A 25,414-nucleotide genomic window follows, 5' to 3' on the forward strand; every position below is an offset into this window, starting at 1 on the left:
GACGCGAAGGAACAAAACGAAACCATATCAGGGCAGGTACCATGTCCATCGACAGTCCCGACCTTACGAACCTCGATCCGCGCCGTCGCCGGCTCTATTTCCGGGCCACGCATCGCGGCACGCATGAAACCGACATCCTGATCGGCGGCTTCGTCGCCCCGCGCCTGGCCGGCCTGACGGACGCCGAGATGGACGCGCTGGAAGAGGTGATGGAACTGCCCGACGCCGACCTGGCCGACTGGCTGAGCGGCCGCAAGCCGGTGCCCGCCGAAGTCGACGGGCCGATGATGCGCGCCATCATGGCCGACGCCAACGACCCCGCCCGGCAGGCCGCGATCCGGGGAGAACGATGAGGGCACCCGGGACGGAACACGCCGGCTGGGCCACCATCTGGGGGGCACCGGACGGATTCGACGCCTTTCTGGTGGCACGCCGGGCCCGCGAGCATGACGGGCCCGTGCTGCATGTCGCACGGGACGATGCCGGCATGGCGCGGATCGGCGAATTGCTGTCCTTCGTCGCCCCCAATGCCGAAATCCTGCGTTTTCCGTCCTGGGACTGCCTGCCGTACGATCGCGTGTCGCCCAATCCGGCGATCGTCGCCGAACGCGTCGCCACCCTGACGCGGCTGCTGGAACCGGCGACGGCGCCGCGCATCGTGCTGACCACGGTCGGCGGCCTGGTCCAGCGCGTGGCGCCCCGCGCCGCCTTTCGCGGCCAGTCCCTGACCCTGGCCGCCGGCGACAGCCTGGACCAGGCCCTGCTGATCGACCTGCTGGTGGCCGCCGGCTACAACCGCACCGACACGGTGATGGAACCGGGGGAATTCGCCACCCGCGGCGGCATCTTCGATATCTTCCCCTCGGGCGAGGCCGAGCCGGTGCGGCTGGACCTGTTCGGGGACGAGGTCGAGAACATCCGCCGCTTCGACCCCGCCACCCAGCGCTCGTCGGACCGGCTGGACCGGTTCGTCATGCGTCCGGTGGCCGATTTCACCCTGGACCAGGCCAGCATCTCGCGCTTCCGGACCGGCTGGCGCGACCTGTTCGGGCCGGCGGCGGCCTCCGATCCGCTTTATGAACATGTGTCGGACGGGCGGCGCCATGCCGGGCTGGAACATTGGCTGCCGCTGTTCCACGAGCATCTGGAAACGCTGGTCGATTACCTGCCGGGCGTGTCGATCATCCTGGCCCATCAGGTCGAGGACGTCCTGGCCGCGCGGCTGGAGATGATCGCCGATCATTTCGAGGCCCGGCGCCAGCCGGTGCGCGAGGGCGAAGTCCCGTACCGCGCGCTGCCGCCCCACCTGATGTACCTGGACCGCAAGGGATGGGACGGAATCCTGTCCGGCCACCCGGTGATGCTGTTCAGCCCCTTCGCCCGTCCGGACAATGCCGGGGGCGTGGATGCCGGGGGGCGGCCGGGCATCCTGTTCGCCAGCGTCGCGGGGGGCGGGGCGCGTGAGAACGTGTTCGCGATGCTGGATACGCAGGTCCGGCAATGGGCCGAGACCGGGCGCCGCGCCTACGTGTCGGCCTGGACCCGGGGATCGCGCGAGCGGATCGCGACATTGCTGCGCGAGCACGGCATGCGGGTCGAGACGTTCGATGGCTGGGCCCGCGCGCAGGATCTGCCGCCCGGCACCGTGGGCCTGCTGACGCTGGGCCTGGAACGTGGCTTCATCGCCGACAACCTGGCCTTCGTGTCCGAGCAGGACCTGCTGGGCGAGCGGATTTCCCGCCCGCCGCGCCGGCGCAAGAAGGCCGACCAGTTCATTGCCGAGGCGTCGGAAATCGCCGAGGGCGACCTGGTGGTCCATCAGGATTACGGCATCGGCCGCTATGACGGGCTGGAGACGATCGGCGTCGGCACCGCGCCGCATGACTGCCTGCGCCTGATCTATGACGGGAACGAGAAACTGTTCCTGCCGGTCGAAAATATCGAACTGCTCAGCCGCTTCGGGTCCGACCAGGCGGGGGTGGCGCTGGACAAGCTGGGCGGGGCCTCGTGGCAGAACCGCAAGGCCCGGATGAAGCAGCGCATCCGCGACATGGCGGGCGAACTGATCCGCACCGCCGCCCTGCGCGCGTTGCGCGAGGCCCCCAGCATGACCCCGGCCGAGGGGATGTGGGACGAGTTCTGCGCGCGCTTCCCCTTCGTCGAGACCGAGGACCAGTCCCGCGCCATCGCCGACGTGCTGGAGGACATGGGGTCGGGCCGCCCGATGGACCGGCTGGTGTGCGGCGATGTGGGCTTCGGCAAGACCGAGGTCGCGCTGCGCGCGGCCTTCGTCGCCGCCCTGTCCGGCGCCCAGGTGGCGGTGGTGGTGCCGACCACGCTGCTGGCGCGACAGCATTTCCGCACCTTCTCGGCCCGTTTCTCCGGCCTGCCGATCACGGTGGCGCAATTGTCGCGCATGGTCACGCCCAAGGAGGCGACCGCCGTGCGCAAGGGGCTGGCCGACGGCACGATCAACATCGTCATCGGCACCCACGCGCTGCTGGCCAAGGGCGTGCAGTTCGCCGACCTGGAACTGCTGATCATCGACGAGGAGCAGCATTTCGGCGTCGCGCACAAGGAGAAGCTGAAGGCGCTGCGCGAGGACGTGCATGTGCTGACCCTGTCGGCCACCCCGCTGCCGCGTACTTTGCAACTGGCCCTGACCGGCGTGCGGGAGATGAGCCTGATTGCGACCCCGCCCACCGACCGGCTGGCGGTGCGGACCTTCATCATGCCGTTCGACAGCGTGGTGATCCGCGAGGCGATCCAGCGCGAGCGGTTTCGCGGCGGGCAGATCTTCTGCGTCGTGCCCCGGATCGAGGATCTGGACCGCATGGCCGCCCGCCTGCAGGACATCGTGCCCGACGCGCGCCTGGTCCAGGCACATGGCCGCCTGACCCCGACCGAGCTGGAACGGGTGATGACCGAATTCAGCGACGGCAAATACGACATCCTGCTGTCCACCAACATCGTGGAAAGCGGGCTGGACATGCCGGCGGTGAACACGCTGATCATCCATCGCGCGGACATGTTCGGGCTGGGGCAGCTCTATCAGTTGCGCGGCCGCGTCGGGCGCGGCAAGCAGCGGGGCTATGCCTACCTGACCTGGCCGCAGACCCATGTCCTGTCGGCCGCCGCCGAAAAGCGGCTGGAGGTCATGCAGACCCTGGATACGCTGGGGGCGGGCTTTACCCTGGCGTCGCACGACCTGGACCTGCGCGGGGCGGGCAACCTGCTGGGCGACGAGCAATCGGGCCATATCCGCGAGGTCGGGATCGAGCTGTACCAGCAGATGCTGGAGGACGCGGTCGCGGAACTGCGGGTCGAAAAGGGCCGGCGCAAGGCGCAGGACCGCGACTGGACCCCGAACATCATCCTGGGCCTGCCGGTTCTGATCCCCGAAACCTACGTGCCCGACCTGCCGGTCCGGCTGGGCCTGTACCGGCGCATCGCCGGGCTGGCCAATGACGCCGAAATCGAGGCGATGGAGGCGGAACTGGTCGACCGGTTCGGGACGATGCCGGACGAGGTGCGCAACCTGCTGGACGTCGTCGCGATCAAGCGCCTGTGCCGCGAGGCCGGGGTCGAGCGGCTGGAGGCCGGGCCGAAGGGCATGGTGATCCAGTTCCGCGGTAACAGTTTCGCCAACCCGGGTGGATTGGTGACCTGGATCGCGGCACATAAGGAAGGCAATGTCCGCCTGCGCCCGGACCACAAGCTGGCCCTGGTGCGGGAGATGACGAACGCGCAGCGCATTCGCCTGGCCAAGGACACGGTCCAGACGCTGGGCCGCCTCGCGGGTCAGGAGAAGGCGGCCTGACCCCCTGGCCCCTGATCACGACATACCATCGCGACGACAACACTGAAGGACAGGCAAGATGAAGATTGATCTGGCGGGCAAGAGCGCGATCGTCACCGGCTCGACGGCCGGTATCGGGCTGGCCATTGCCGTGGCCCTGGCCGAAACCGGGGCCGAAGTCATCGTCAACGGCCGCAGCCAGGCCCGGGTGGACGAGGCCATGGCCCATATCCGCGTCCGCATGCCCACCGCCCGGCTGCGCGGGGTTCCCGGCGACCTGGGAACCGGCGAGGGGATCGACAGCTTCATCCGCACCATCCCCCAGGCCGACATCCTGGTGAACAATCTGGGCATCTTCGAGCAGGAAGACTTCCTGAAGACGTCCGACGCCGACTGGCAGCGCTTCTTCGACGTCAACGTCATGAGCGGCGTGCGCCTGACCCGGCATTACCTGCCCGGCATGGTCGAGCGGAAATGGGGCCGGGTGGTGTTCATTTCCAGCGAATCGGCGCTGAACATCCCGGCCGACATGATCGCCTACGGCTTTACCAAGGCCGCGCAGGTCGCGATCGCCCGGGGCATCGCCGAGAGCGTCCCGGGAACCGGCGTCACCGTCAATTCGGTGCTGCCCGGCCCGACGCGCACCGAAGGCGTGATGGAGATGTTCGAGAAGGCGGCCCGCGAAAGCGGGCGCACGGTGCAGGATGTCGTGGACGAATTCATTCCCGCGCACCGTCCCACCTCGCTGATCCGCCGCCTGGCGGAGCCCGAGGAGATCGCCAGCATGGTCGCCTATGTCTGCTCGCCGCAGGCCTCGGCCACCACCGGCGCCACCCTGCGCGTCGAAGGCGGCCTGCTCCGTCATCCGGGTTAGTTCCGGCCAGCCCCTTAGCGGAGTGGTAAAGGGATCTGATTGATGGTCAGGACCCCGCCCTGCCACTCGACATCCCAGGACGTGTCCGCGTCCGCGTGGCGGCCGACCAGGTTGGCCAGGATCAGCGCGGTCGTGGCACGGGCCTGACCGGCCGCGCGCAGGGTGGCGATCAGTTCGGGCAGGTTGCTCAGGCTGAGATGCCCGGCGGCGGAATTCGCGTCCGCGTTGCCGGTCAGCATGGCGGTGCCGCGACCGTTCAGCCGCAGGTCGCCATGCTGGGCCATCAGGGTGGTGATGGTGACGGGCACCAGCACGCTGCGCGCGGGATGGCCGGCGGTTGCCGCCAGCAGCGGGCCCAGCGACTGCGCCGGAATCGAGAAGTTCGACCGTGCCTGCTGCGGCAGGAGCGAGGCCAGCACGGTGTTGCCGCTCGCCTGCGCGTCCCTGACATCCAGCGCGACGACGACCGGCCCGCCCAGTTCGGCGCCCCCCAGATGCAGGTGCAGGGCGGCGAAGGACAGGCGGGCGCCGCCATTGTTCACGACCGGCGCCGTCCACGCCACGTCATAGCCCTGTCCGGCCTTCAGCCCGTTGAGGAGCGGGCCCACGCTGGAGGCGAAATATTCGGACGGGCATCCGGCGCCATGATGGTTCGTCAGCGCCCCCAGCAGCACCAGCGACGCCGCGTTCAGGATATCGCGCGCGTCGGTCCCCGCAGCGTCCCCGCCCTTGACAGTCACCATGCGGGCATGAAGAGAGGGAGCCTCGCCCCCCGGGGAAAAGCGCAGGACATAATCGCGGGCCGCGGCAACGTTCCCCGAGACCGACAGGCCGCCCGTCCGGGCCTGCGCGCAGGTCTCGGGCAGGGGGGTCGCGCCGGCCGGACCGGCTGCCGCCAGCAGGCCGGCCAGGACCGCCGAGAGGGAAAGAATTCGCATGGTCATCGCCTCAGCCCGCACATTACGCTTTTATTCCCTCCTTCTTTGGCACGGGACTGTGGCTTAGGCGAGGCCGCGTGCCGCCTGCGTTTCTTCCGCTTTACCGGGACCCTTTCGATGTTCAAGCCTGACCCGTTCCTGCTCAGCCTGATCTGCACCGTGCTGCTGGCCACGATCGTACCGTGCCACGGCGCCGCCGTCCCGATGTTCCAGGACCTGGCGATCGCGGTCATCGCCGTGATGTTCTTCCTGCAGGGCGCGCGCCTGTCGCGGCAGGCCGTGCTGGGCGGCATCGTGAACTGGCGCCTGCACCTGGCAATCCTGCTGTGCACGTTCGCCCTGTTTCCCCTGCTGGGGATGGGCCTGCACGCGCTGTTTCCGCATCTGCTGCATCAATCGGTCTGGCTGGGCATCCTGTTCCTGTGCTGCCTGCCTTCCACGGTGCAGTCCTCGATCGCCTTTACCTCGATCGCGCGGGGCAATGTTCCGGCCGCCGTGTGCGCCGCCACCACGTCGAACATCGCGGGTATCTTCATCACCCCGGTCCTGACCGGGCTGGTGCTGGAACGCCAGGGCGCGGCATCGGGCCATGGCGGGGTGCTGGCGATCATGATGCAGTTGCTGCTGCCCTTCGTGCTGGGGCAGGTGCTGCAGCCCTGGCTGGGGGCGTGGGCCCACCGCAACAAGCGGCTGCTGTCCATGACCGACCGGGGATCGATCCTGATCGTCGTCTACACGGCGTTCAGCGAGGCCGTGGTCCAGGGATTGTGGCACAAGCTGCCGCTGTCCCAGATCGGCCTGGTCATGGTGGTGGATGGCGTGCTGCTGGCCGCCGTCCTGCTGGCCACCACGATGGGCAGCCGGGTCCTGGGCTTCCCCCGCGAGGACGAAATCGCGATCGTCTTCTGCGGGTCGAAGAAGACCCTGGCCTCCGGCGTGCCGATGGCCAACGTGCTGTTCGCACCGGCCACCGTCGGCCTCGTGGTCCTGCCGCTGATGATCTATCACCAGATCCAGCTTTTCGTCTGCGCCGTCCTGGCCCGCCGCTACGCCGCGGCCCATGACCGGCTTGCCGAAGCCGAAGCGGTGGTGGAGCGCGCCTAGGCCTTCGGGGCCAGGAACGATGTCAGCGTATCCGCCAGCGCCTGCGGGGCCTCTTCCGGGATATAATATCCGCAGGCGAGTTCCACGCCCGTGACCGGTCCGGTCGCGTATGGGCGCCACAGGTCGGTGGGATCGTACCAGCCGCCCAGCCGCCCGTCGCGCGACCATGCCACCAGCACGGGACAGCCGATCCGCAGGTCCGCCGGGTAGGGCGGGATGCGGAAATGGCCGGTGGCCCCCGGCGACTGGCCCGGCGGCACCTTGTCCAGGTAATCGGCCACGGCGGACCGGTTGAACGGTCCGGCCGAATCCGGTTCGGGCCGCGTCCAGGCCTCGGGGATCGTCACCGTGGCCGATTCGGGCTTGGGGTGAAGCTGCGCGAACCAGCAGGCCTGGTACTGCGACAGTTCGAAGGCCAGGTCGGTGCGCCCGTGGTGGCTGGGGGAGGGGATGCATTCGATTTCCGCCACATGCGTGACCCGATGCGGCGCCTGGGCGGCGGCATGGGCGGCGACATGCCCCCCCGTTCCGTGCCCGACGATGGCCAGCCGGTCATGCCCCAGCGCGTGGGCTGCCCGCAGCAGGTCGCGCGCCTGCTGCGAAAAATCGAAATGATGCGGCAGGTCGGGACACAGCACCGTGTGCGTGCGGCTGAAGGCCGGGGCAACGGCATGCCACGCCACGTGGCTTTGCACCTGGCCGTGAAGGAAGACCAGCAACGGGCCCTTGCCGCCCAGGCGCGCGCGGCACTGTCCCGCCCCCCACGCCAGTTCCATCAGTTCGAGTTGCCCGAAAAACATGCAGGGATCCATTGCAGACACGATGCGCCGATAGGGGCACATATAGGGATATCGTCGATTATTGGACAGAGCCGGCCCGACAATGCCAGTCGGGGCCGCTAGGATGTAACAGGAAACGAAGCCGCTTATGACCGGACTGGACCCCGACAACTGGGACGACCTGCGGAGCCTGGGGCACCGCATGGTGGATGACATGATCGACCGGCTGGCGACCCTGCGTGACGGGCCGGTCTGGCGCCCGATGCCGCCGGAAATCCGTACCGCCCTGCATACCGACCTGCCGGCCGCCCCGACGCCGCCCGAAGCGCTGTACGACCGGTTTCGCGACCAGATCGCCCCCTATGCCACCGGCAACACCCATCCGGGCTTCATGGGCTGGGTCCATGGCGGCGGGACGGGGGTGGGGATGCTGGCCGAACTGCTGGCCGGCGGGCTGAACGCCAATTGCGGCGGCCGCGACCACGCGCCGGTCGAAATCGAGCGTACGGTCATCGGCTGGGCCGCCGAGATCATGGGCTTTCCCGCCGATGCGACGGGCGTGCTGGTCACCGGGTCCTCGATGGCCAACATGATCGCCGTCATCACCGCCAGCCGCGCGGTCGCGGACGGCATCACCCTGCGGCAGCGCGGCGTCGGCGGCCGGCAACTGGTCGGCTATGCCGCCGCCACCGCCCATGGCTGCATCGCCCGCGCCTTCGACCTGGCGGGACTGGGGACCGACGCGCTGCGCATCATCCCCGTGGATTCGACCCATCGCATGGATATCCAGGCCCTGCGCGCCGCCGTGGAATCCGACCGGCAGCAGGGTTTCGAGCCGTTCATCGTCATCGGCACCGCCGGGACGGTCGATACCGGTTCGATCGACGACCTGGGCGCCATCGCCGACATCGCGGGGCAAGAGGACATCTGGTTCCACGTCGACGGCGCCTTCGGCGCGCTGGCCATGCTGTCCCGCACGCTGCGCCCGCATCTGCGCGGCCTGGATCGCGCGGACAGCCTGGCATTCGATTTTCACAAATGGGCCCAGGTGCCGTACGATGCCGGTTGCATCCTGGTGCGCGAACCCGGGCGCCAGGCGGCGGCCTTCGCGCAATCGCTGGCCTATCTGTCGCGCGAGGACCGGGGCCTGGCGGGCAACGCGCCCTGGTTCTGCGACCTGGGGCCGGACCTGTCGCGCGGCTTTCGTGCCCTGAAGGTCTGGATGACGCTGGGCACCTACGGCACCGTCCGCCTGGGGCAGATGGTCGACGAATGCTGCGCCGTCGCGGCCCATCTGGCCCGGCGCGTGGATCGCGAGCCGCTGCTGGAACGCCTGGCACCGGTCGGGCTGAACATCGTCTGCTTTCGCGTGCGCGTTCCGGACGTGGAGTTGGACTGGCTGAACGGCGAACTGGTCAAGGACCTGCACGAATCCGGCATCGCCGCGCCCTCCACGACGATGGTGGGTGGGGTGAAGGCCATTCGCGCCGCGATCGTCAATCACCGCACCGTGGCGGCGGATGTCGACCTTATGGTCGATGCGGTGCTGCGGCTGGCCCAGGAAAGGCAAGGGCTCGGCCAAAGGGCCTAGCCCTTTGGAAACCCTATTGTTTCAGGCGATTCGGCGGCGACCCGCGACAGCGACCTTTTCATCGAAAAGTTCGGAGAGCTTCTGCATCATCGTGCCGCCCAGTTCCTCGGCGTCGGAGATCGTGACCGCGCGGCGGTAATAGCGCGTCACGTCATGGCCGATCCCGATGGCCACCAGTTCGACGCCGCTGCGGTTTTCGATCTGGGCGATCACCTGCCGCAGGTGCGTTTCCAGATACGACCCGGCATTGACCGACAGCGTGCTGTCATCCACCGGCGCGCCGTCCGAGATCACCATCAGGATCTTCCGGCTTTCCGGCCGGCCCTGCAGGCGCCGCCAGGCCCACAGCAGGGCCTCGCCGTCGATATTTTCCTTCAGCAGCCCCTCGCGCAGCATCAGGCCCAGATTCTTCCGCGCCCGGCGCCACGGCATGTCCGCCGATTTGTAGATGATGTGCCGCAGATCGTTCAGCCGCCCCGGATTGGCCGGCTTGCCCTGCGCCACCCAGCGCTCGCGGCTCTGCCCGCCCTTCCAGGCCCGGGTGGTGAAGCCCAGGACCTCGACCTTCACCGCGCAGCGTTCCAGCGTGCGGGCCAGGATGTCGCCGCACATCGCGGCCACCGAAATCGGCCGGCCGCGCATCGATCCGGAATTGTCGATCAGCAGGGTCACGACCGTGTCGCGGAAATCGGTGTCGCGTTCGTGCTTGTAGGACAGCGACAGCGTCGGGTTGACCACCACCCGCGACAGCCGGCCGGCATCCAGGATGCCTTCCTCCAGGTCGAACTCCCACGCCCGCGTCTGCTGTGCCAGCAGGCGTCGTTGCAGCCGGTTGGCCAGGCGCGACACCACGCCCTGCAGGCTGAGCAACTGGTGGTCCAACTGCTGGCGCAGGCGGGCCAGTTCGTCGGCGTCGCACAGATCCTCGGCCGCGATTTCCTCGTCGAACGCGGTGGTGAAGGCATGATACAGGGACGCCGGATCGGTCGCTTCCTGATCGTCCGTGCCGCGTGGGCCGCCCGCTTCCTCGGACCCCGCTGTACCGCCGGGTTCGGACTCGTCGGGGTTGTCGTCGCCGGCTCCCGCACCTTGCGCCAACTGGGGCTGCAGGCCGGTCTCGTCTTCCTGCTGGCCGCTGGCGTCCTCGTCCTGCGGCTGCGGCTTCTCGGGCGCTTCGCCCGGTTCTTCCTCGGTCTCGTCCGAGGGGGCGCTGTCGTCGCCGTCCTCGTCCTCCTCGATCTCGGCCTCGCCCTCGATCAGTTCGCAGGCGACCAGCAGCCGCTTCGCGGCACGCGAAAACGCCATCTGGTCGTCCTGATGGGCGGCCATGTCGTCCAGCGCGCGCAGTGCCGAGGGGCCCAGATGCGCACGCCACTGTTCGGCCATCGCGCGCATGCTCTCGGGCACGGGCTCGCCCGTCATGCGTTCGCGCGCCAGCAGCGACAGCGCAACCTGCACGGGAATCTGGTCGCGCGCCTGCGCCCGGTCATAACCCCTGTCGTGATAGTCCCGCTCGGCCTGATTCCGCAGATTGGCGGCGACTCCCGCCATGTGGCGCGCGCCGAAGCTTTCGACCCGCGCCTGTTCCAGCGCGTCATAGGCCAGCCGGGCATCGGCCTGCTCCGGCCGGGTCGCGTTGTGGATCGTCACGTCATGATGGCGCAGTTGCAGCGCCACGGCATCCGCCGCGCCGCGCACGCGCCGGATATCGGCCTCGGCCAGTTGCAGGGCGGGCTGCGGCAGGCGGACGTGATCGCCGCTGACCGCCGCCGCAGGCGGAATCGGGCCGGTCTGGAACGTGACCTCGGCCGTCGCCCGGCCGCCCAGCGCGCGCAGCGCGCCAACGGTCGCGCGCTTGAAGACGTCGGCCCGCTCGGCGGCGGCCAATCGTGCGGACTGGGTGGTGTCCTTGCGGTCGCGCATGGCTTCCCGGGCCGATCAGCGCGCGCGCGGCGCCGTGCCGGTGGGGTCGACGTTGAAGCAGCGCTGGTAATATTCCGCCACCGTCGGACGCTCGGCCTCGTCGCACTTGTTCAGGAAGGACACGCGGAAGGCGAATTCCAGATCCTTGAAGATCCTGGCATTCTCGGCCCAGCTGATGACCGTGCGCGGCGACATGACCGTCGAGATGTCGCCGGCGATGAAGCCCGAACGCGTCAGGTCGGCCAGGGCGACCATGCTTTCGATCCGCTTGCGGGCCGGGGCATCGCTGGGATCGACGGCCATCTTGGCCACGACGATGGCCGTTTCCTCGGCATGGGGCAGGTAGTTCAGGGTGGTGACCACGTTCCAGCGGTCCATCTGGCCCTGATTGATCTGCTGCGTGCCGTGATACAGGCCGGTGGTGTCGCCCAGGCCCACCGTGTTCGCCGTGGCGAACAGGCGGAAGAACGGGTGCGGGCGGATCACGCGGTTCTGGTCCAGCAGCGTCAGATGGCCCTCGACCTCCAGCACGCGCTGGATGACGAACATGACGTCCGGCCGCCCGGCATCATATTCGTCGAACACCAGGGCGCAGGGGTGCTGCAGCCCCCAGGGCAGCAGCCCTTCGCGGAATTCCGTCACCTGCTTGCCGTCGCGCAGCACGATGGCATCCTTGCCGATCAGGTCGATGCGCGAGATATGGCTGTCCAGGTTGATGCGCACGCACGGCCAGTTCAGCCGCGACGCCACCTGTTCGACATGCGACGACTTGCCGGTGCCGTGATAGCCCTGGATCATCACGCGCCGGTTGAAGGCGAAGCCGGCCAGGATGGCCAGCGTGGTGTCGTGATCGAAGCGATAGGTCGGATCGGCATCCGGTACGTGATCGGTCCGCACCGAGAAGGCGGGCACCTGCAGATCGCTGTCGATGCCGAAGACATCGCGGGCGGAGACCGTGCGGTCGGGGGCGGACAGGACCGAGATCGGCGGCAGGTCATCCCCGTTTTCGGCAGTCGATCCGGCGGTCAGGGTGGCGAGGTCATTCATCGGGGTGCATCCGTCACGGCTGGTTGGTCCCGCCGCGCGCCGTGGCGACGGTCCGTGTCATATGGTCTTCGGCGTCCCGGAATTCGATGTCCGGGTTCGGGGCTTCGGCGTCTCCGGGTCCACTATAGACCGGATCGCCCGCGTGGCCATGCCTACGCGGTTCTTTCCAGGTCCGCGGCCCGCGCGGATGCCAGGTGCGTGCGCAGGGCGGTATAGGCGACGTTGATGCTTTTCAGGCGCTCTTCCGCCTCGCGGTCGCCGCCGTTGGTGTCGGGATGGTGCCGGCGCGCCAGGTCCTTGTAGCGCAGTTTCAACTCGTCCATCGACAGCGGCCAGTCCAGGCCCAGCGTGTCCAGCGGCTGGCGCAGGGCTTCGGGCACCTCCGGGCGGGCCGAGGCCGCGCGCCGCGCCGCCGGCCGGCGCCCGCCGTTCATCAGGTCCAGCGGGTCCAGGATATCCTCTTCCGAGAAATGCGCGCCACGCTGTCCCAGTCGCCATGACGGCCGGTTCCATGAAACGTCGTCGCGGATATGCGCCTCGATCTGGCCGGGGGACATGCCTTTATAGAAGTCCCACCGCGAATTATATTCGCGCACATGGGGCAGGCAGAACCAGAAATACTCGTTCAGGGCATCGCGCGACCGGGGGGCGCGATATCCGGCGGCCTCGGCGCAGCCGGCCATGTCGCAGCACCGTTCCGGCGCATCCGGATCGGGATCGAAGGCCCGGTGTCGTGTGTTCCTTCTCGTCATCATCTGGCGTTATGTGCGTCCGGACCGTATTCGTGCAAGAGCCAAGCGCGCCAGCCAGGAAGAGGACAGACCAGTGAGTGACACAGAACGGAACCGCGCGACGCGAATCGGCCAGGCCCTGCATGCGCGCCTGACGCCCGCGATCCTGGAAATCGAGGATGACAGCGCCCGCCATGCCGGCCATGCCGGCGCGCGTCACGCGGGACGGGGGCCTGAAACGACGGGCGAGACCCATTACAATATCCTGCTCGTCAGCGGCGCTTTCGGCGGCATTTCGCGCGTTCAGCGGTCGCGCCTGGTTCATGACCTGCTGGCGGACGAATTCGCGTCCGGCCTGCATGCGCTGTCGCTGACCCTGCGCACGCCCGACGAACACGCCGCGCTGGCCGCCGGGACCGCCGGGGCGTGATCGTGCGCAATGGTCCCACCCGGCGCCTGGTCCTGACGGCCCCGCTGGCCCTGGCGGCGTGCCAGGCGGCGCCGGGGCCGGTCGGCGGGCGGGACGTCGCGCGGATCGAGCGCTACCTGAACACCACGCGGGGCCTGAGCGCCCATGTGGCGCAGACGTGGCCGGATGGCGGCGTCGGGGAAGGGACGCTGTCCTACGATCCCGGGTACCTGCGCCTGGATTACGATACGCCGCACCGCATGCGGCTGGTCGCGGCCGGCGGGCATCTGGTCTTCCGCGACGCGGTGCGCCAGTCGGTCACGCGCATGAACCTGTCGCGCCAGCCGTTGGGCCTGCTTCTGGCCACGCCGGTGCATCTGGGCGGCGAGGTCACGGTCACCGCGATCCAGCATGGCGACCACGTGCTGCAGGTCTCGCTGGCCCGCACCGCCAATCCGTCCCAGGGCCTGCTGACGCTGGGCTTTTCGGATTTCGCCGGGCAGTTGTCGCTGGTCGCCATCGACATCCTGGACGAACGCCACAACCGCACGCGCCTGCATCTGACCGACCAGCGCACCGGTACCGCATTTCCGGCGGATTTCTTCTCGCTGACGGCGGAGTTGTAGCGTCAGGCGGTGCCGATCGGGGTCGGCACGCTACCGAACAGGTCCTGCCACGTGGCGCGCAGGGCCTCGTCGACGTCGCCCAGGCTCACCTTGTGGCCCAGCGCATGCAGGCTGGTCACGCCGTGTTCGCGAATCCCGCAGGGGACGATGCCGCCGAAATCGTCCAGGTTCGGCGCCACGTTCAGCGCCACGCCGTGCCAGCAGGTCCAGCGCGAAACCCGCACCCCCAGGGCCGCGATCTTGTTTTCCGCCCCGGTGCGCGCATCCACGACCCACACGCCGATCCGGTCCGCGCGGCGTTCGCCCGTCACGTCGAAGCGGCGCAGGGTACGGATCAGCCATTCTTCCAACGTATGGACATAGGCCCGCAGGTCCCGGGCCGGCACCACGCCGTGCGGGGCTGTCAGGTCCAGCATCACGTAGGCCACCCGCTGTCCCGGCCCGTGATAGGTCCATTGCCCGCCGCGGCCCGCCGCATAGGTCGGGAAATGATGCGGATTGAACAAATCCTCGTCCCGGGCGGAGGTTCCGGCGGTGAAGGTGGGGGGGTGTTCCAGCAGCCAGACCCGTTCCGGGGCGCTGCCGTCGCGGATTCCCGCCACCTGATGCTCCATCCCGGCGATCGCGTCGGGATAGGGAACCAGGCCGGGGCTGGAATTCCAGAGAATCGTCTTTTCGGTCATTGCCCGTCGATCATGCATCGTTTATACGGCCTCCGTCGCACGGTATCGCTCAGGCGATGTCCGATGTCACGGTGCGGTCGTGGCGGAATGGTAGACGCGCAAGCTTGAGGTGCTTGTGGGGGCAACCCCGTGGAAGTTCGAGTCTTCTCGACCGCACCAGACATCCGGTTCTGCCGGCCCTGATTCCCCGGAAAAGCAAATATGGATCGCTGCGCCACAGGTTCCAGCGTGCGCGCGGATCTTAAAATTTTTTCCGATTCTGGAAACGTTGTGCCGCGTGTCATCGTTGAATTGTTGACGGTGACCGGTCAGGAAAACGGCCGAAGGCGCTGCTTTGCCTCATATATGTCATTTTTCTTGCGTAATTGACGGCAGGACGCATTTCAAACGCGACCGTTTCACCGGATATTGCCTCCTTGCCGCAGCAAACGGCGGAAACGTTTGAATGTTCTGAGTCATAACGTGGATAGAAGGTGACGCTTGTGATCAAACCCTTGCGAAAAGCCGTACTTCCTGTTGCCGGCCTTGGTACGCGCTTTCTTCCTGCGACCAAGGCGATGCCGAAGGAAATGCTGCCCGTCGTCGACAGACCGCTGATCCAGTATGCGATCGATGAGGCCCGCGCGGCCGGAATCGAGGAATTCTGCCTGATCACCGGTCGCGGTAAGGATTCGCTGATCGATTATTTCGACGTCGCCTTCGAACTGGAGACGACGCTGCGCGAGCGCAACAAGCTGGACGCGCTGGAAGCCCTGGGCCCCACCAGCATCGAGGCCGGGGCGCTGAGCGCCGTCCGCCAGCAGGAACCGCTGGGCCTGGGCCATGCGATCTGGTGCGCGCGCAGCTTCATCGGTGACGATCCCTTCGCCATCCTGCTGCCCGACGACGTGGTCAAGAGTGACGTGCCGTGCCTGAAGCAACTGGTCGACGTCTATAACCAGACCGGCGGCAATGTGCTGGCGGTAACCGAGGTCCCGCGCGAACACACCAATCGCTACGGCATCCTGAAGACCGGCGAGGATGACGGGCGCCTGGTCGAGGTCAAGGGACTGGTCGAAAAACCGAAGCCCGAGGATGCGCCGTCCAACCTGTCGATCATCGGGCGCTATATCCTGACGGCGGACGTCATGCCGCACCTGTCGAAGCTGGAACGCGGCGCGGGCGGCGAGGTCCAGTTGACCGACGCCATGGCCAAGGTCATCGGCCACGCGCCGTTCCATGGCCTGCGCTACGAGGGCCGCCGCTTCGATTGCGGCAACAAGGTCGGCTACCTGGAGGCGCAGATCGCCTTTTCGATCGACCGTCCGGACCTGGGTGACGCGGTGCGCGCGTTCCTGAAAAACTATACCGGCTGAGGTCCGTGTCGTTCACGCATCGTTTTGATCCCACGACCCTGCGCGAATATGACATTCGCGGAATCGTGGGCAGGACGGTGCGCCCCGAGGACGCATTTGCGATCGGCCGGACATTCGGCAGCATCGTCGCCCGCTCGGGCGGCCGGACCGTCGCGGTCGGCTATGACGGCCGCCTGTCCTCGCCGATGCTGGAGGAAGCGTTGGTTCGCGGCGCCGCGGCCTCGGGTCTCGAAATCCTGCGGGTGGGGCGCGGCCCGACGCCCATGCTCTATTTCGCCGCCGTCACGCTGGAGACGGACGGTGCGATCATGGTCACGGGCAGCCATAATCCGCCCGACTATAACGGCTTCAAGATGATGCTGTCGGGCAGCCCGTTCTTCGGCGCGCAGATCGCGGAACTGGGCGATCTCGCGGCCCGGGGCGATGTCGTGGCGGCTTCGGCCGGCACGGTGCGCGATGTCGATGTCGGCCGGGCATATGTCGCGCGGCTGATGGCGGATTGGGACGGCGGCGGGCGTCGGCTGAAAATCGTCTGGGACAACGGCAACGGCGCCGCCGGCGACATCCTGGCCGACCTGCTGGCCAGGCTGCCGGGCGACCATGTGCTGCTGAACGGCGCCGTCGATGGCACGTTTCCCGACCATCATCCCGATCCGACGGTGGCGCGGAACCTGGAACACCTGATCGCCACGGTGCGCGAGACCGGGGCCGATATCGGCATCGCCTTCGACGGCGATGCCGACCGGATCGGCGTTGTCGACGACACTGGTGAGATCGTGTGGGCCGACCAGCTCCTGGTCATCCTGGCGCGCGACATGCTGCGTCATCATCCGGGCGCCACGATCATCGCCGACGTCAAGGCCAGCCAGACCCTGTTCGACGAAATCACCCGGGCCGGCGGCACACCGCTGATGTGGCGCACCGGCCATTCGCTGATCAAGTCCAAGATGGCGGAGACCGGGTCTCCGCTGGGCGGCGAAATGTCGGGGCACGTCTTTTTCGCCGATCGCTGGTACGGCTTCGACGATGCGCTGTATGCCGCGATCCGGCTTCTGGGCCTCGTGGCCCATATGGAAACAAGGCTCTCGGCGGTGCGGGCCGCGCTGCCGGTGACGATCTCGACGCGCGAAACGCGGTTCGAGTGCGCCGACACCCGCAAATTTTCGGTGATCGAGGACGTCGCCGCGCGCCTGAAGGTCGATGGCGGCGCTGTCTCGATGATCGACGGCGTCCGGGTGACTACCCCGGATGGCTGGTGGCTGCTGCGGGCCTCCAACACCCAGCCGGCGCTCGTCGCACGCGCCGAAGGCAACACCCATGCCGGGCTGGACCGCCTGAAGGCCGCGCTGGTCGCGCAACTTGAACGATCCGGCGTCGCGGCGCCCGATTTCTCCGGAGACGATGCCGGGCATTGATCGGGCAGGGACCGGAGACTATTGGGGCTTTGAACATTCGGGCGTGGCTTGGTATCCTGCCGCGCCGTGGAGGTCCGCAGGACAGATGCCGGTCATTCCACCTTTCCGTTCGTTTCTCGAGCCGGGGCAGTTCGTGGTCCATCCCGACCATCCGGAATGGGGACGGGGCCAGGTGCAGTCGGCCGTTGCCCATCGGGTGACGGTCAATTTCGAACATCAGGGCAAGATCCTGATCGATGCCTCGGTCATCATGCTGACCGTCATTTCCTGAAGGCCGGATCATGGGTAAGCCTTTCGTCGATTCCTTCGGCCGGACAGTCTCTTATTTGCGAATCTCGGTAACGGACCGCTGCGACATGCGATGCGTCTATTGCATGTCGGAGGCCATGTCCTTCCTGCCCAAGGCCGAAATCCTGTCCTTCGAGGAGATGGAGCGACTCTGCGCCGCCTTCATCCGCAACGGCGTGACGCGCATCCGCGTCACGGGCGGGGAGCCGCTGGTTCGCCGGGATATCGACGGGTTCTTCGCGGCCCTGGGGACGTGGCTGCATCGGACGGATGGCGACGGCCATCTGGACGAACTGACATTGACCACCAACGGATCGCATCTGGCGACCCACGCCGACGCCCTGGCCCGCGCGGGGGTACAACGTGTGAATATCAGCCTGGACTCTCTTGATTCTGAACGATTTCAGCGTATCACCCGGCGGGGTCGGCTGGAGCAGACCCTGGAAGGAATCCGCGCGGCACGGGCGGCCGGGCTGGCCATTCGCATCAATACCGTCGCGATGGCCGGCGTGAATGACGACGAATTCGACACGCTGCTGGCGTGGTGTGGGGAAATCGGCGCCGATCTCTGCCTGATCGAAACCATGCCGATGGGGGACACGGGCGAGGACCGGTCCGACCGTTACCTGCCGCTGTCCACCGTCCGCGCGGACCTGGCGCGGCGCTGGACGCTGGAACCGCTGACGGTCCGGACGGGCGGGCCGGCGCGCTACCTGCGGGTGGGCGAGACCGGGTGCAAGCTCGGCCTGATCACGCCGATGACCCATAATTTCTGCGAAAGCTGCAACCGGGTGCGGCTGTCCTGCACCGGCCAGCTTTATACCTGCCTGGGGCATGAAGGGGCCACCGACCTGCGCCAGCCGCTACGCGACGGCACCACCGATCCCGACCTGCTGCGCCTGGTCCAGGCGGCCATCCAGCGCAAGCCGAAAGGGCATGACTTCCTGATCGGGCGCCACGCAGACGACCCCGCCGCCATCCGCAGGCACATGAGCGTCACCGGCGGGTAAAATAGACAGACAATATTGTATAATCAGTCTGTTATTATATTTTCTTGATCGCATCTTCCAACGACACGGTGAACTGGCCGGGGCGTAGCGGCTGGGGCTGGCTGGCATCGGGCGACCAGCCAGTCATGATGGCCAGGCGCAGCGGCACGGACAGCGGATCGTCTCCGGCGGCGGATGCCAGGGCGGCGAAGGCGGCGGGAAACAGGTCCGGCTGGGTGAATTGCCGGCTGCGTAGCACCAGCGCGTTGGTCTCGCCCGCCGCGCGCAGGTCCTGCAGCAGGCGGAAGGGCGAGCGATAGGCCAGCGTCACCGTTTCGGCGTCGGCCACCGGCAGGGCGAACCCCGCGCGTTGCAGCAGCGCCGCGCAGTCACGCAGGTCCGGAAAGGGCGAGACACGCGGCGTCGCCCCGCCTGTCAGGGCCGCTTCCGCCTCGGTCAGCGCGCGGCGCAGGTCGGACAGGCTGGGCAGGACCGGCAGGCTGGCCAGGAACAGTCCATCCGGCTTCAGCGCGTGACGGATCTGCGCCAGCGCGCCGGGCAGGTCGTTGACCCAATGCAGCGACAGGTTGGCGACGACGAGGTCGAACGAACCCGGACCGAAGGGCAGCCATTCCTCGTCCGCGCACAGGACCGTTCCGCCGTTGATCCGCGCCATGCGCGGCGACAGATCGCAGGAGACGACGCTGCCGATGCCCCGGGCGCGCAGGCGCGGGGCCACCACGCCGCGCCCCCCGATATCCAGCGCGGCGGTGAAGCGATAGGTCGTGTCGTCCAGCCGGTCCAGCAGCCGGTCCGCGACCTCCTCCAGGACGGGGGCGATCTCATGCACCATCGGGGCGGCGCGATCGCGGTGCCGACGCACCGCGCGCCGGTCGAAAATCACGGGATCATTCATGGACGGCATGTGCTCTTCCGGATGGAGGATGCCAATGGCACCTTTGCGTGATGGATGGGGCGATACGCACGACAACGATGACCGGACCGGGGGGCATGGCGCGCCGCCTGGGGTCGCTTCTGCTGGATGGTCTTCTGCCACCCGACTGCCCCCTGTGTCACCAGCCGGTCGAGCGGGCGGGCCTGCTGTGTCCGGACTGCTTCCGGCATATGCGCTTCATTTCCGAACCCTGCTGCGATGCGTGCGGCGAACCCTTTGCCGGCGCGGGGTTCGCCGGGTCGGTCCTGGGTGGGGCGGGGCGCATCTGCGCATCCTGCGCGGACCGGCGGCCGCCGTGGCGGGCCGGGCGGGCGGCGCTGGTCTATGACGAATGGTCGCGTGCGCTGATCCTGCGCCTGAAATATGCCGACCGGACCGAGCTTGCGCCCCTGCTTGGCCGCCACATGGCGCGGATCGGCCAGGGGATGCTGGGCCAGGCGGACCTGCTGGTGCCCGTGCCGCTGCACCGTCGCCGGCTGTTTCGCCGCCGCTACAACCAGGCCGCCCTCCTGGCGCGGGCGGTGGGGCGGACCGTGGGGCTGCGGACCCTGCCCGATGCGCTGATCCGTCCGCAGGCGACGCCGCCGCTGGCGCGGCTGGGCCCGGCCTCGCGTCGCGATATCCTGCATGGCGCGATCGCGGTCCGCCCGTCGCGGCGGGCCGCGATCGCGAACCGGCGAATCGTCCTGGTAGACGATGTCATGACCACGGGGGCGACGACGGGCGAATGCGCGCGGGTCCTTCTTGCCGCCGGGGCGGCATCGGTGGACGTGCTGGTGGCGGCCCGCGCGCCCGATCCCGGCCGCGATCCGTCCCAGGATACGGGGCAGCACCCGTAACGGTATGTTGCCCCGGCATAAATGCGCTATGCTTGATAACAGGCCGCTATTCGAGGATCAGGATGCCCAGGATCGAGATCTATACCCAGCCGGGATGCCCCTATTGCGTCCGCGCACTCCGCCTGCTGGAGCAGAAGGGCACGGCTTTTACCGAAATCCGCGCCCTGCTCGGCACGGCCGAACGCGCGGAGGCGCGGGAGCGTTCCGGTGGCCGGACAACCGTGCCGCAGATCTTCATCGACGGGCGGCATATCGGCGGCTGTGACGACATCATGGCGCTGGACCGTGCCGGCAAGCTGGACCCGCTGCTGCATGCGGCGTGATCGCCAGCATCCGGTCCAGACCAGGGGGCGCCGGTGATCCGCTATCTGCTGCGTTGCGATGCGGGGCATGAGTTCGATGGCTGGTTCCCCGGCAGCGCCGCGTTTGACGATCAGGTGCGACGTGATCTCCTGTCCTGTCCGCAATGCGGCACGACCGATGTCGGCCGCGCGCTGATGGCCCCGGCGGTCCGCACCCGCCCGGCCCGGCCGCCTGTGACGCAGCCGGCAGGGCAGCAGGTCGTGAGGGAACAGCCGGCGGCGGCCCCGGCGGCCCATATGCCGGCGGGCCCGCCACCTTCGGTGCAGGGGGCGGGCGTGCCGGCCGCGCTGACGGCGGCGTTGCAGACGCTTCGCCGGCACGTCGAACAACAATGTGAAGACGTGGGTGATCGTTTCGCCGAGGAAGCGTTGAAGATCCATCATGGCGAGGCGGAGGAACGCGGCATCTACGGCCACGCATCGGACGAGGATTATCACCGCCTGACCGACGAGGGCGTCGAAATCGTGACGATACCGTGGGTCAGGCGCGCCGACAGTTGATCGGCCGGAATGGTTGGGGGGACGGTCCGCACAGGGACCGGGAAACATGAAACGCATGCACGACAGAACAGACATGCACGACAGAACAGACAGGCCGGCCGCCTTCGTCCCTTCGGGAACGGGGCATCGCCACAACGCGGCACGATGGGTGTCCGCGCTGGCCTGCCTTACTCTTCTGGCCGGGATCGCGGCAGCCCCGGCCCGTGCCGACGCCGGTCCGGATGCGGATGCCGGCACCGGAACGTTGTCTGTCCTGGGCATGTGGGAGACCAGGGAACATGATGGCGTCTTCAGGATCGCATCCTGCGGCGGGCAGCTCTGCGGTCACCTGGTGGGCATGCGCTATACGGGCGAGGTTCCGAAGGCCAGGGATGGCGGGTCCGAATGCGGCCTGCTGATGCTGACCGGTTTCACGCCGGATTCCGACGAGCCGGGGCGGTGGAACGGCCATATCCTCGATCCCGACACGAACAAGGTCTATCACGCCCAGATCTGGTCCCCGCGTGACGGCGTCCTGAAACTTCGCGGCTATGTCGGCATTCCGCTGTTTGGCGAGACACATACCTGGACCCGCTATACCGGCACGATCGGCCAGCGCTGCCAGATGCCGTGATGCGTAATCGCTGCCCGACACGATAAACAACGAGGCACAGCAAGAATGACGATGCCCTTTTCGCGACGCAATCTGCTCCTGGCGCTGGCGGCTTCCGGTACCGCCCCGCTAGCCAGTTCCCTGACCGGCCCGCGACCGGCGCGCGCCGCGATCCCGGCCATGTCGCGGACGCTGTGCTATATCGGCGGATACAACAAGCACGCGCCTCCGGGCGGGGCCGGGAACGGGCAGGGCATCGCAATTTTCGAAATGAACCGCGTGACGGGCGGGCTCATTCCCGTCAGCACGTTCATGGACATCGCCAGCCCGTCCTTCATCACGATGTCGGCCGATAGCCGTTTCCTGTACGCGCTCAGCGAAATCGACGATTTCAACGCCGATCACGACGGCAGCGTCACCGCCTTTTCCGTGGACCGGACGTCCGGCGAACTGAACCGGCTGAACGTCGTCTCATCCGGCGGTGCCGTGCCGGCGCATCTCAGCGTCCATCGGGCCGGGCATCATGTCCTGGTCGCCAACTATGTCGGCGGCAGTGTCGGCGTCCTGCCCATCCGCCCCGATGGCAGCCTGGGTGAACCCACCGACGTCGTGCACAATACGGGGCCGCATATGCCCGAACGCGCCGAGGACAATCCGCCCGGCAATTTCGCGATCAGCGACCATTCCGGTTCGCACGTGCATATGGTCGCCAGCGATCCGTCGGGCCGCTTCGTCGTGGCCTGCGATGCGGGGCTGGACCGCGTCTATGTCTGGACGCTGGATCTGGCGAGCGGCAAGCTGCGGCCCGCCGCCACGCCGTTCATCAACCTGATCCCGGGCTCCGCCCCCCGCCATTTCGCGTTCAGCAAGGACGGACGGACGATCTATATCCTGTGCGAACAGGATTCGAAGGTCGTCGTCGCATCGTTCGATCCGCGCACCGGCGCGCTGGTCCCACAGCAGAAGGTCAGCACCGTGACCTCCTATTTCCAGGGCAGCACGCTGGCGGCGGAAATCCTGATCTCGCCGAACGGGCGGTATGTCTATGCCTCGAACCGGCTGGGCGATTCGCTGGCGATCTTCCGGGTCGGCCCCGACGGATCGCTGACCCTGATCGACGAGGTCTGGATGCATGCCGACTACGGACGGGCGATGGTATTCGACCCCTCGGGCACGTTCCTGTATTGCGCCAACCAGCGCAGCGATTCGGTGACGTCCTTCCGCGTCAACCCCGAGACCGGCGCGCTGGATTTCAACTGGCACTTCACCGCGATCGGCAGCCCGACCACGTTTGCCTTTCTCCAGATCTGAATCTCGGTCCGCAAACGCGCGCTGGTGGCGATCCGACGCGCGTCTGCTGCGCTCCACTGCGTTCCGCTCCCGCTCACTAGCCCACGTTTCCGAACCGAAACTGAATTATGGCGGCTGGTCAGCGCAGTTAAGGAGCGGACAGGCTGGCGATGTAGTTGACGCCCAGGTCATGGCTTTCGCGCCAGCCGCCCAGGGCGGGGACCATTCCCGCGATGTCGGACACGCGCAATCCGGCCTGGCTGGCGAAGGCGCCCAGTTCCGCGGGCGTGATGAACTTGCGCCATTCATGCGTGCCGGCCGGCAGCAGGCGCAGGATGTATTCCGCCCCGATCTTCGCCGTCGCCAGCGACCGCAGGGTGCGGTTCAGGGTCGAGACGATGATGACCCCGCCCGGCGCCACCATGTCGGCCAGCACGCGCAGGAACGCGGCGGGATCGGTCACGTGCTCGATCACTTCCAGTGCCGTGATGGCCGCGAATCGCGCCCCTTCGGCCTGGAGTTCCTCGGCGCTGCCGACGCGATAGGCCAGGGACCCGCCATCGGGGGGCAGGGGATGATCCGCCAGGTGCGCGCGCGCGGCGGCGATGGCGGCGTCCGAGGCATCCAGCCCGGTCACGTCATAGCCCATCCGGGCCAGGCCCTCGCTGGCCAGGCCCGCGCCGCAGCCGATATCCAGCAGGCGGGTGGCAGGCTCGCCGGGGGTGCCGGGGGCGGGCAGGTGGCGCCGGGCCCAGTCCAGGCGCAGGCCGTTCATGGCGTGCAGCGGCCGCATCGGCCCGGAAGGGTCCCACCAGCGGTCCGCCAGGGCACTGAATCGCGCGATCTCGTCCGGCGCGACGGAATGCCCGGCTGGATGGGCCGCCCGAGAAGACGAATCGTTTACATTCATGGCTTCACCACCTTTCCGCTGACCATCTGCCGCTGGACGGCGCAGCGGTGGAAGGGTATGTGACGCGCCTTGCAGATAACCGCAATGCCCCGTCCGGCGCCCCAGCGCGCCCGGCGGGCTGGAACGGCCGCCGCGCCGAACTGGAGAGCCCTGTCCATGCCTCGTACCGTCCCGCGGATCGTCATGAAATTCGGTGGCACGTCTGTGGCCGACCTGGACCGAATTCGCGCGGTGGCGGAAAAAGTGCACAAGCAGGTTGCCGCGGGATGCGAGGTCGCGGTCGTCGTCTCGGCCATGTCGGGGGTGACCAACCGCCTGGTGGGATACTGCCAGTCCCTGTCGCCGCTGCATGACGCGAAGGAATATGACGCCGTCGTCGCAACGGGCGAGCAGGTGACCAGCGGCCTGCTGGCCATCGCGCTGCAGACTCTGGGGCTGGAGGCGCGGTCGTGGCTGGGGTGGCAGATTCCGCTGCGTACCGACGGCGCGCACGGCAAGGCGCGGATCGACTCGATCGACGGCGAGGCCCTGATCACGCGGATGCGGGCCGGACAGGTTCCGGTCATCGCCGGCTTCCAGGGCGTGGACCCCGACGGGCGGATCACGACCCTGGGGCGGGGCGGTTCGGACACGTCCGCCGTGGCACTGGCGGCGGCGCTGCAGGCCGACCGGTGCGATATCTATACCGACGTCGACGGAATCTACACGACCGACCCGCGAATTGTTGCGAGGGCGCGGAAGCTGGATAAGATCACGTACGAGGAGATGCTGGAACTGGCGTCGGTCGGGGCCAAGGTGCTCCAGACCCGCAGCGTCGAACTGGCGATGAAGGAGCGGGTGCGCGTACAGGTGCTGTCGAGCTTCAGCGACGGCCCCGCCCCGTCGGAAGACAACCTGCCCGGTTCATTAGTGGTGGATGAGGACGAGATCGTGGAAAAGGAACTGGTCGCCGGCATTGCCTATTCGCGCGACGAAGCGAAGCTGTCCGTCAGGCGCATTCCCGACCGTCCGGGCATCGCGGCGGCGATCTTCGGCCCGCTGACGGCCGCGAACGTGAATGTGGACATGATCGTGCAGAGCACGGGGGCCGACGGCCTGACCAACATGACGTTCACCACCGGCAAGACCGACCTGGCCCGCGCCATCCAGGCGCTGGAGGCCGCGCGGGACGTCATCCAGTATGGTGAAATGGCGACCGACGACGACGTGGTGAAGATCAGCGTGGTGGGCGTGGGCATGCGCTCGCACGCGGGGGTGGCCAACACGATGTTCCGCACCCTGTCGGACCGCAACATCAATATCCAGGTCATCTCGACCAGCGAAATCAAGGTATCGGTGCTGATCGCGGCGGAATATACCGAACTGGCGGTCCGGGCGCTGCACACCGCCTACGGCCTGGATGCGGCCTGAACCG

25 protein-coding genes and 1 tRNA gene are annotated in these 25,414 nt (G+C 67.8%); 18 read left to right on the forward strand and 8 right to left on the reverse strand.

The annotated features are described in order from the left end of the window. Positions 1-41 precede the first annotated feature (41 nt). From GDIA_RS00560 to GDIA_RS00570, 3 genes are read left to right on the forward strand one after another with little or no spacing between them, the layout of a single operon-like run. Positions 42-353, forward strand: a complete 312-nt coding sequence (locus GDIA_RS00560) for an FAD assembly factor SdhE (protein WP_012225465.1) — start codon at positions 42-44, stop codon at positions 351-353. After that, positions 350-3,820 (forward strand): transcription-repair coupling factor, encoded by a 3,471-nt coding sequence (mfd, locus tag GDIA_RS00565; RefSeq protein WP_012552961.1) that lies wholly within the window; start codon positions 350-352, stop codon positions 3,818-3,820. The genes GDIA_RS00560 and mfd overlap by 4 nt, the downstream gene beginning before the upstream one ends. 58 nt (positions 3,821-3,878) lie before the next feature. Next, the gene (locus GDIA_RS00570; RefSeq protein WP_012225471.1) at positions 3,879-4,673 is read left to right on the forward strand and encodes an SDR family NAD(P)-dependent oxidoreductase; all 795 of its coding nucleotides are present in this window, start codon (positions 3,879-3,881) and stop codon (positions 4,671-4,673) included. 14 nt (positions 4,674-4,687) lie between these two features. Here the strand turns inward: GDIA_RS00570 and GDIA_RS00575 are convergent, their stop codons facing one another. Continuing rightward, positions 4,688-5,611, reverse strand: a complete 924-nt coding sequence (locus GDIA_RS00575) for a hypothetical protein (RefSeq protein ID WP_012225473.1) — start codon at positions 5,609-5,611, stop codon at positions 4,688-4,690. Positions 5,612-5,728: 117 nt separating this feature from the next. Here GDIA_RS00575 and GDIA_RS00580 point away from each other — a divergent pair, with 117 nt between their 5' ends. Continuing rightward, positions 5,729-6,715 carry a bile acid:sodium symporter family protein gene (locus GDIA_RS00580; protein ID WP_012552962.1) on the forward strand — a complete coding sequence of 329 codons (987 nt, stop codon included), beginning with the start codon at positions 5,729-5,731 and terminating at the stop codon, positions 6,713-6,715. Here GDIA_RS00580 and GDIA_RS00585 read toward each other — a convergent pair. Continuing rightward, positions 6,712-7,515 (reverse strand): alpha/beta fold hydrolase, encoded by an 804-nt coding sequence (locus GDIA_RS00585; protein WP_012552963.1) that lies wholly within the window; start codon positions 7,513-7,515, stop codon positions 6,712-6,714. The two genes, GDIA_RS00580 and GDIA_RS00585, sit on opposite strands and share 4 nt — an antisense overlap. 127 nt (positions 7,516-7,642) lie before the next feature. Between GDIA_RS00585 and GDIA_RS00590 the strand changes: the two genes are divergently transcribed. Then, the gene (locus GDIA_RS00590) at positions 7,643-9,085 is read left to right on the forward strand and encodes a pyridoxal phosphate-dependent decarboxylase family protein (RefSeq protein ID WP_012552964.1); all 1,443 of its coding nucleotides are present in this window, start codon (positions 7,643-7,645) and stop codon (positions 9,083-9,085) included. Positions 9,086-9,106: 21 nt separating this feature from the next. On the opposite strand, the gene cobT is transcribed toward GDIA_RS00590, so the two are convergent. The 3 genes from cobT to GDIA_RS00605 all read right to left on the reverse strand — a co-directional run bounded on the left by cobT (position 9,107) and on the right by GDIA_RS00605 (position 12,810). Beyond that, complete coding sequence (gene cobT, locus GDIA_RS00595) at positions 9,107-11,008, reverse strand: cobaltochelatase subunit CobT (protein ID WP_012225481.1); 1,902 nt, start codon at positions 11,006-11,008, stop codon at positions 9,107-9,109. Positions 11,009-11,023: 15 nt separating this feature from the next. Further along, positions 11,024-12,055 (reverse strand): cobaltochelatase subunit CobS, encoded by a 1,032-nt coding sequence (cobS, locus tag GDIA_RS00600; protein WP_012552965.1) that lies wholly within the window; start codon positions 12,053-12,055, stop codon positions 11,024-11,026. 152 nt (positions 12,056-12,207) lie between these two features. Further along, the gene (locus GDIA_RS00605; RefSeq protein WP_173363370.1) at positions 12,208-12,810 is read right to left on the reverse strand and encodes a J domain-containing protein; all 603 of its coding nucleotides are present in this window, start codon (positions 12,808-12,810) and stop codon (positions 12,208-12,210) included. A 70-nt stretch (positions 12,811-12,880) separates the two neighbouring features. Between GDIA_RS00605 and GDIA_RS00610 the strand changes: the two genes are divergently transcribed. After that, complete coding sequence (locus GDIA_RS00610; RefSeq protein ID WP_390614205.1) at positions 12,881-13,216, forward strand: BolA family protein; 336 nt, start codon at positions 12,881-12,883, stop codon at positions 13,214-13,216. Continuing rightward, positions 13,213-13,821 carry a LolA family protein gene (locus GDIA_RS00615; protein ID WP_012552966.1) on the forward strand — a complete coding sequence of 203 codons (609 nt, stop codon included), beginning with the start codon at positions 13,213-13,215 and terminating at the stop codon, positions 13,819-13,821. The genes GDIA_RS00610 and GDIA_RS00615 overlap by 4 nt, the downstream gene beginning before the upstream one ends. 2 nt (positions 13,822-13,823) lie before the next feature. Here GDIA_RS00615 and lipB read toward each other — a convergent pair whose 3' ends face one another. Continuing rightward, on the reverse strand, positions 13,824-14,522 hold the full coding sequence (gene lipB / locus GDIA_RS00620; protein ID WP_012225500.1) for a lipoyl(octanoyl) transferase LipB: 699 nt from the start codon (positions 14,520-14,522) through the stop codon (positions 13,824-13,826). 55 nt (positions 14,523-14,577) lie between these two features. Between lipB and GDIA_RS00625 the strand changes: the two genes are divergently transcribed. The 5 genes from GDIA_RS00625 to moaA all read left to right on the forward strand — a co-directional run bounded on the left by GDIA_RS00625 (position 14,578) and on the right by moaA (position 18,572). Continuing rightward, a tRNA-Leu gene (locus GDIA_RS00625) sits at positions 14,578-14,663 on the forward strand. Between the two features lie 323 nt (positions 14,664-14,986). Continuing rightward, the gene (gene galU, locus GDIA_RS00630) at positions 14,987-15,859 is read left to right on the forward strand and encodes a UTP--glucose-1-phosphate uridylyltransferase GalU (protein WP_012552967.1); all 873 of its coding nucleotides are present in this window, start codon (positions 14,987-14,989) and stop codon (positions 15,857-15,859) included. A 5-nt stretch (positions 15,860-15,864) separates the two neighbouring features. Next, complete coding sequence (gene pgmG / locus GDIA_RS00635) at positions 15,865-17,274, forward strand: phosphoglucomutase/phosphomannomutase PgmG (protein WP_012552968.1); 1,410 nt, start codon at positions 15,865-15,867, stop codon at positions 17,272-17,274. Between the two features lie 85 nt (positions 17,275-17,359). Further along, on the forward strand, positions 17,360-17,545 hold the full coding sequence (locus GDIA_RS00640) for a DUF3553 domain-containing protein (protein WP_012225506.1): 186 nt from the start codon (positions 17,360-17,362) through the stop codon (positions 17,543-17,545). A 10-nt stretch (positions 17,546-17,555) separates the two neighbouring features. Continuing rightward, positions 17,556-18,572 carry a GTP 3',8-cyclase MoaA gene (moaA, locus tag GDIA_RS00645; RefSeq protein ID WP_012552969.1) on the forward strand — a complete coding sequence of 339 codons (1,017 nt, stop codon included), beginning with the start codon at positions 17,556-17,558 and terminating at the stop codon, positions 18,570-18,572. Between the two features lie 34 nt (positions 18,573-18,606). On the opposite strand, the gene GDIA_RS00650 is transcribed toward moaA, so the two are convergent. Continuing rightward, a complete protein-coding gene (locus GDIA_RS00650) occupies positions 18,607-19,476 on the reverse strand; it encodes a methyltransferase domain-containing protein (RefSeq protein WP_012552970.1) in 870 nt (289 codons plus the stop codon). Between the two features lie 68 nt (positions 19,477-19,544). Here GDIA_RS00650 and GDIA_RS00655 point away from each other — a divergent pair, with 68 nt between their 5' ends. From GDIA_RS00655 to GDIA_RS00675, 5 genes are all read left to right on the forward strand, one after another. Further along, entirely contained in the window at positions 19,545-20,345 is an 801-nt protein-coding gene (locus GDIA_RS00655) for a ComF family protein (protein ID WP_041249760.1), read from the forward strand. Between the two features lie 62 nt (positions 20,346-20,407). Further along, a complete protein-coding gene (grxC, locus tag GDIA_RS00660) occupies positions 20,408-20,668 on the forward strand; it encodes a glutaredoxin 3 (protein ID WP_012552972.1) in 261 nt (86 codons plus the stop codon). A gap of 33 nt (positions 20,669-20,701) precedes the next feature. Beyond that, entirely contained in the window at positions 20,702-21,208 is a 507-nt protein-coding gene (locus GDIA_RS00665) for a DUF1178 family protein (RefSeq protein ID WP_012225516.1), read from the forward strand. A 73-nt stretch (positions 21,209-21,281) separates the two neighbouring features. Continuing rightward, on the forward strand, positions 21,282-21,821 hold the full coding sequence (locus GDIA_RS00670; protein ID WP_144880177.1) for a DUF2147 domain-containing protein: 540 nt from the start codon (positions 21,282-21,284) through the stop codon (positions 21,819-21,821). A gap of 45 nt (positions 21,822-21,866) precedes the next feature. Continuing rightward, the gene (locus tag GDIA_RS00675; RefSeq protein WP_012225520.1) at positions 21,867-23,111 is read left to right on the forward strand and encodes a lactonase family protein; all 1,245 of its coding nucleotides are present in this window, start codon (positions 21,867-21,869) and stop codon (positions 23,109-23,111) included. Between the two features lie 127 nt (positions 23,112-23,238). On the opposite strand, the gene ubiG is transcribed toward GDIA_RS00675, so the two are convergent. After that, positions 23,239-24,000, reverse strand: a complete 762-nt coding sequence (gene ubiG / locus GDIA_RS00680; RefSeq protein WP_012225521.1) for a bifunctional 2-polyprenyl-6-hydroxyphenol methylase/3-demethylubiquinol 3-O-methyltransferase UbiG — start codon at positions 23,998-24,000, stop codon at positions 23,239-23,241. A 156-nt stretch (positions 24,001-24,156) separates the two neighbouring features. On the opposite strand from ubiG, the gene GDIA_RS00685 reads away from it, so the two are divergent. Then, the gene (locus GDIA_RS00685; RefSeq protein WP_012552974.1) at positions 24,157-25,410 is read left to right on the forward strand and encodes an aspartate kinase; all 1,254 of its coding nucleotides are present in this window, start codon (positions 24,157-24,159) and stop codon (positions 25,408-25,410) included. Positions 25,411-25,414: the final 4 nt, after the last annotated feature.

Origin of the sequence: Gluconacetobacter diazotrophicus PA1 5 (assembly GCF_000021325.1) — a bacterium.
In the GTDB taxonomy this organism is placed as follows: Bacteria; Pseudomonadota; Alphaproteobacteria; order Acetobacterales; family Acetobacteraceae; genus Gluconacetobacter; species Gluconacetobacter diazotrophicus.

Coding starts and splice junctions, on each gene's coding strand:
- GDIA_RS00560 (WP_012225465.1), top strand. CDS start 42: ATGTCCATCGACAGTCCCGACCTTACGAACCTCGATCCGCGCCGTCGC.
- mfd (WP_012552961.1), top strand. CDS start 350: ATGAGGGCACCCGGGACGGAACACGCCGGCTGGGCCACCATCTGGGGG.
- GDIA_RS00570 (WP_012225471.1), top strand. CDS start 3,879: ATGAAGATTGATCTGGCGGGCAAGAGCGCGATCGTCACCGGCTCGACG.
- GDIA_RS00575 (WP_012225473.1), bottom strand. CDS start 5,611: ATGCGAATTCTTTCCCTCTCGGCGGTCCTGGCCGGCCTGCTGGCGGCA.
- GDIA_RS00580 (WP_012552962.1), top strand. CDS start 5,729: ATGTTCAAGCCTGACCCGTTCCTGCTCAGCCTGATCTGCACCGTGCTG.
- GDIA_RS00585 (WP_012552963.1), bottom strand. CDS start 7,515: ATGTTTTTCGGGCAACTCGAACTGATGGAACTGGCGTGGGGGGCGGGA.
- GDIA_RS00590 (WP_012552964.1), top strand. CDS start 7,643: ATGACCGGACTGGACCCCGACAACTGGGACGACCTGCGGAGCCTGGGG.
- cobT (WP_012225481.1), bottom strand. CDS start 11,008: ATGCGCGACCGCAAGGACACCACCCAGTCCGCACGATTGGCCGCCGCC.
- cobS (WP_012552965.1), bottom strand. CDS start 12,055: ATGAATGACCTCGCCACCCTGACCGCCGGATCGACTGCCGAAAACGGG.
- GDIA_RS00605 (WP_173363370.1), bottom strand. CDS start 12,810: ATGATGACGAGAAGGAACACACGACACCGGGCCTTCGATCCCGATCCG.
- lipB (WP_012225500.1), bottom strand. CDS start 14,522: ATGCATGATCGACGGGCAATGACCGAAAAGACGATTCTCTGGAATTCC.
- GDIA_RS00640 (WP_012225506.1), top strand. CDS start 17,360: ATGCCGGTCATTCCACCTTTCCGTTCGTTTCTCGAGCCGGGGCAGTTC.
- moaA (WP_012552969.1), top strand. CDS start 17,556: ATGGGTAAGCCTTTCGTCGATTCCTTCGGCCGGACAGTCTCTTATTTG.
- GDIA_RS00650 (WP_012552970.1), bottom strand. CDS start 19,476: ATGCCGTCCATGAATGATCCCGTGATTTTCGACCGGCGCGCGGTGCGT.
- GDIA_RS00655 (WP_041249760.1), top strand. CDS start 19,545: ATGACCGGACCGGGGGGCATGGCGCGCCGCCTGGGGTCGCTTCTGCTG.
- grxC (WP_012552972.1), top strand. CDS start 20,408: ATGCCCAGGATCGAGATCTATACCCAGCCGGGATGCCCCTATTGCGTC.
- GDIA_RS00670 (WP_144880177.1), top strand. CDS start 21,282: ATGCACGACAGAACAGACAGGCCGGCCGCCTTCGTCCCTTCGGGAACG.
- GDIA_RS00675 (WP_012225520.1), top strand. CDS start 21,867: ATGACGATGCCCTTTTCGCGACGCAATCTGCTCCTGGCGCTGGCGGCT.
- ubiG (WP_012225521.1), bottom strand. CDS start 24,000: ATGAATGTAAACGATTCGTCTTCTCGGGCGGCCCATCCAGCCGGGCAT.
- GDIA_RS00685 (WP_012552974.1), top strand. CDS start 24,157: ATGCCTCGTACCGTCCCGCGGATCGTCATGAAATTCGGTGGCACGTCT.